Below are 3,838 nucleotides of genomic sequence, written 5' to 3' on the forward strand. Positions count from 1 at the left end.
CTCGATGAGCACTCTAATTTGCTGATCCCTACTTTCATGCTGTTGTCCGTTAGTTTGGCTACTATGATCTTCTCCATACTTTCAACCCGCCCCTCAATTCCTCCGGGGTTATTTACACCTGAAGATATCAGTAATAAAAAGGTTAACCTGTTGTTTTTCGGTAACTTTTACCGCATGTCATACCAGGATTACAGCGATGGTATGGAAAAAATGATGGAAGACCGCGAGTTTCTGTACGGCAGTCTCATCCGCGACAATTATTCGCAGGGCGTAGTGCTGGGCAAAAAATACAGGCTGCTCAGGGCATCTTACAATATCTTCATGTTCGGCCTTATCGTATCGGTAATAGCATTCATCATATCATCATTATTGTAGGCTATCGCGATACTGCCAAAAACAAAATCTGCTACTATGGAATACTCATTTTTCGACAGGGACCTGAGCTGGTTACTTTTCAATGAACGCATATTGATGGAGGCCGAAAGCGAAGAGCTCCCCGTACTGGAAAGGGTAAATTTTCTTGCTATCTTTTCATCTAACCTCGATGAATTTTACCGCGTGCGCATGCCCGTGGTGATGGCCTTGCACAAGCTTAACCTGCATAATAAAACAGGGCAAAGCGAGGATGTGCTTCACAAAGCCCAACAGCTTGTTGAAGGCCAGCAAAATCGTTTTGGTAAGGTTTTTACCGGCAGGCTTATCCCGTTACTAAAGGAAAATAATCTAAACCTGCTGTTCAATGAACCTATCCCTGCATCGATAGCCGACAGGGTGAGCGACTACTTTTACAGCCAGGTGCTTGCTTTTTTAAAGCCTGTTGATCTTGTTGGCGGCAAAAAACAATTCTTTCCCGAAAACAACAGGTTATACTTCCTCGTAAATCTTAAATTAGAGAAGGAGAAAGAACGTTCTGTCATCCTTAATATTCCATCCAATCAGCTGCCAAGGTTTTTCAGCGTTAATGAGGATGGTAAGCAGTACATCATTTTTCTTGATGATATTGTACGATATAACCTCAACAAGATTTTTAAAAATGAAGAAATAAAAGGCTGCTACAGCTTCAAAATAACCCGCGATGCGGAGCTTGAGTTAAGTGATGATTACGATGGTGATGTTCAGGAGCAGATTGAAAAACAGCTTCAAAAACGCGATCAGGGACTGGCCACACGCTTTTTACATCAGCCGGGCATTCCTTTGCGCAGCCTTCACTTAATTGAAGATAAGCTGGGGGTACAGGGATCAAGTATTGTGGAGGGCGGGTTTTATCATAACCTTAAAGATTTGATGGGTTTGCCGGTTAGCATTCCTGGTTTAAAATATACCAAATGGCCGCCGTTGGTAAACAGGCAAATTAGTGCCGATGAGTCTATATTTGATTATATAGATAAGGGGGATTGTATTTTTCATGCCCCTTACCAATCATACAACGCTATCCTTCGGTTTTTTAACGAGGCCGCTATTAATGAAAATGTTGAGGAGATCTCTGTTACGCTTTATCGCGTAGCCAGCGACTCACGTATTGTTAATGCCCTCATCAGCGCTGCCGAAAGCGGTAAAAAGGTAAGGGTATTGGTTGAACTGAAAGCCCGCTTTGATGAAGCTAACAACATCAAATGGGCTAAAAGGTTAAAAGCTGCCGGCGCCGATATCATTTACAGCGATAAGGCCATAAAAGTGCATGCTAAAGTAGGTTTGGTGAAACGACTGGTTGATGGGCGTGTTAAGTACGCCGGGCTATTGGCAACCGGTAACTTTAACGAAAGTACAGCAGCCTTTTATACCGATCATATCATGATGACTGCCAATCCGCAATTACTGCGTGAAATGGACCTGTTGTTCATCTATTTGGGCAAGAAAGCCAAATCGGCCGAAGGGTACAATATCGACTTTAAGCATCTGCTCGTGGCCCAATTTAATTTACAATCAAAGTTTATTGAACTGATAGACAGGGAAATTGACCAAGCTCGCAAAGGCAACCCGGCAGGGATCACCATAAAACTGAACAACCTGGAAGAGCGGGTGTTGATAGGTAAGCTTTATGAAGCCTCGCAGGCAGGGGTGAGGATCAGGATGATAGTGCGCAGTATTTGCTGTTTAATACCTGGAATACCCGGCATGAGTGAAAATATCACGATAAGGCGGATCGTTGACCGTTACCTGGAACACGGACGTATTTTTATATTTCATAACAGCGGCAATCACGAAGTTTTCATGGGCTCGGCCGATTGGATGAACCGTAATATTTACCGCCGTATCGAGGTTTGTTTCCCTGTTTATGACGAAGGCATCAGGAAAGAAGTGATAAACATGCTTGATATCCAGCTGGCGGATAACGTGCAGGCCGTAAATTTAAATGAACAATTGCAAAACATAAGGGTTGATAGAACAGAACCGCAGGTACAATCGCAGCGGGCCATTTATGAACTTTTACAGCAAAAAAAATATGACTGGGTTTAAAAAACACAATGCCAAACGCAATCTGGCTGTTTTAGTAACAGGTATGCTTGCCGTGGCTGCCGTTTTTTTGGCTATCTCATGTAAAAATAAAGAGAAGGCTATCCCATTGAGCCCGCCGGGGTATGACTTAAATAAGCCTGTTAAATATAAAATGCCCGAGGACCTTACCGAGATCTCCGGCTTTGCTTTTCACAACGGTAAAAATGATTCGGTTTATGCCGAGCAGGACGAAGAAGGATTTTTGTTTAACCTGAAACTTGGCGATAAAAAAGCCAGCTATACTAAATTTGGCAAAAGTGGTGATTATGAAGATGTAGCAATCTGCCGGGAGCAGGTGATCATGCTTAAAAGTGACGGTACATTATTCACCTTCCCTTTTAGCCAGGTGAGGACGAAAGAGACAGCCAACGTGCAAAAAACAAAGGGAGAGCTTCCTGAAGGTGAATATGAAGCCATGTGTGCCGATGAAAAATCAGGCCTCATTTATGTGCTGTGCAAGCATTGTGCCGATGAAAAAACATCCAAAAGCAGTAGCGGCTATATCCTGAATCTACAGCCCAAAGGTACACTGAAACAAACCGGCAGTTTTGTAATAGATGTTAAGGAAATTGAACGCCTGGCTAATAAAAAGCGGGTGCCGTTCCGTCCGTCGGCAATGGCAAAAAATACATTTACCAATGAGTGGTATATCCTTTCATCGGTAAATAAAATGCTGGTGGTAGCTGATGCTAACTGGAAAGTGAAGAATGTATACCCTTTAAGTGTTACCATATTTGGCCAGCCAGAAGGTATGGCATTTGATAACCAGCGCAATCTGTATATATCCAATGAAGGAGATCAGCTAAGCGCCGGTAATATATTGAAATTCAGCTATAAGAAATAGTGCTATTGAAGCACATATAATACAAATACTATATACATCTTAACCGACCTCATGATTAAAAAACTACCTTTGTTATTTGTTTTACTATTGGGCATGCTCAACGTACAGGCCCAGGATTCGGTTCAGTACAGGATGATCCTTATTGGCGACGCTGGCGAAATAGATATGCAGCAAAGCGCTGTTTTAAAGCATGCCGCCGCTAATATTCTTAAGAACAAGACCTCTGTATTTTACCTTGGAGATAATATCTATCCACGCGGTATGGGTCTACCCGGCAGCCTGGAAGAAGCCCAAACTAAAAAGATCCTGCAATCACAATACCAGCCTATGCGTGCTGCCGGCGCGCCTGTTTATTTTATCCCCGGTAATCATGACTGGGATAAGATGGGGCCGCTTGGTTTAGCTAAAATAAAACGACAGTGGGAATTTTTAGATCAACAGGGCGATAAGTTGCTGAAGATGGTGCCCGAAAATGGCTGCCCAGATCCGGTGGAGATC

At 43.1% G+C, this 3,838-nt stretch carries 4 protein-coding genes; all 4 read left to right on the forward strand.

Annotated features, from left to right (window positions below; genetic code table 11):
- The coding region (locus tag VF500_RS30955) for a Pycsar system effector family protein (RefSeq protein ID WP_330863351.1) at nt 1-375 on the forward strand (375 nt) is incomplete at its 5' end.
- Nucleotides 376-411: 36 nt separating this feature from the next.
- Nucleotides 412-2,457 carry a polyphosphate kinase 1 gene (gene ppk1, locus VF500_RS30960; protein WP_330863352.1) on the forward strand — a complete coding sequence of 682 codons (2,046 nt, stop codon included), beginning with the start codon at nt 412-414 and terminating at the stop codon, nt 2,455-2,457.
- On the forward strand, nt 2,444-3,340 hold the full coding sequence (locus tag VF500_RS30965) for an SdiA-regulated domain-containing protein (RefSeq protein WP_330863353.1): 897 nt from the start codon (nt 2,444-2,446) through the stop codon (nt 3,338-3,340). Before ppk1 ends, VF500_RS30965 begins: the two co-directional genes overlap by 14 nt.
- A 51-nt stretch (nt 3,341-3,391) precedes the next feature.
- Nucleotides 3,392-3,838 (forward strand): metallophosphoesterase (locus VF500_RS30970; RefSeq protein WP_330863354.1); only part of this gene is annotated, 447 nt, incomplete at its 3' end.

Origin of the sequence: Mucilaginibacter sp. (assembly GCF_036383575.1) — a bacterium.
GTDB lineage: Bacteria > Bacteroidota > Bacteroidia > Sphingobacteriales > Sphingobacteriaceae > Mucilaginibacter.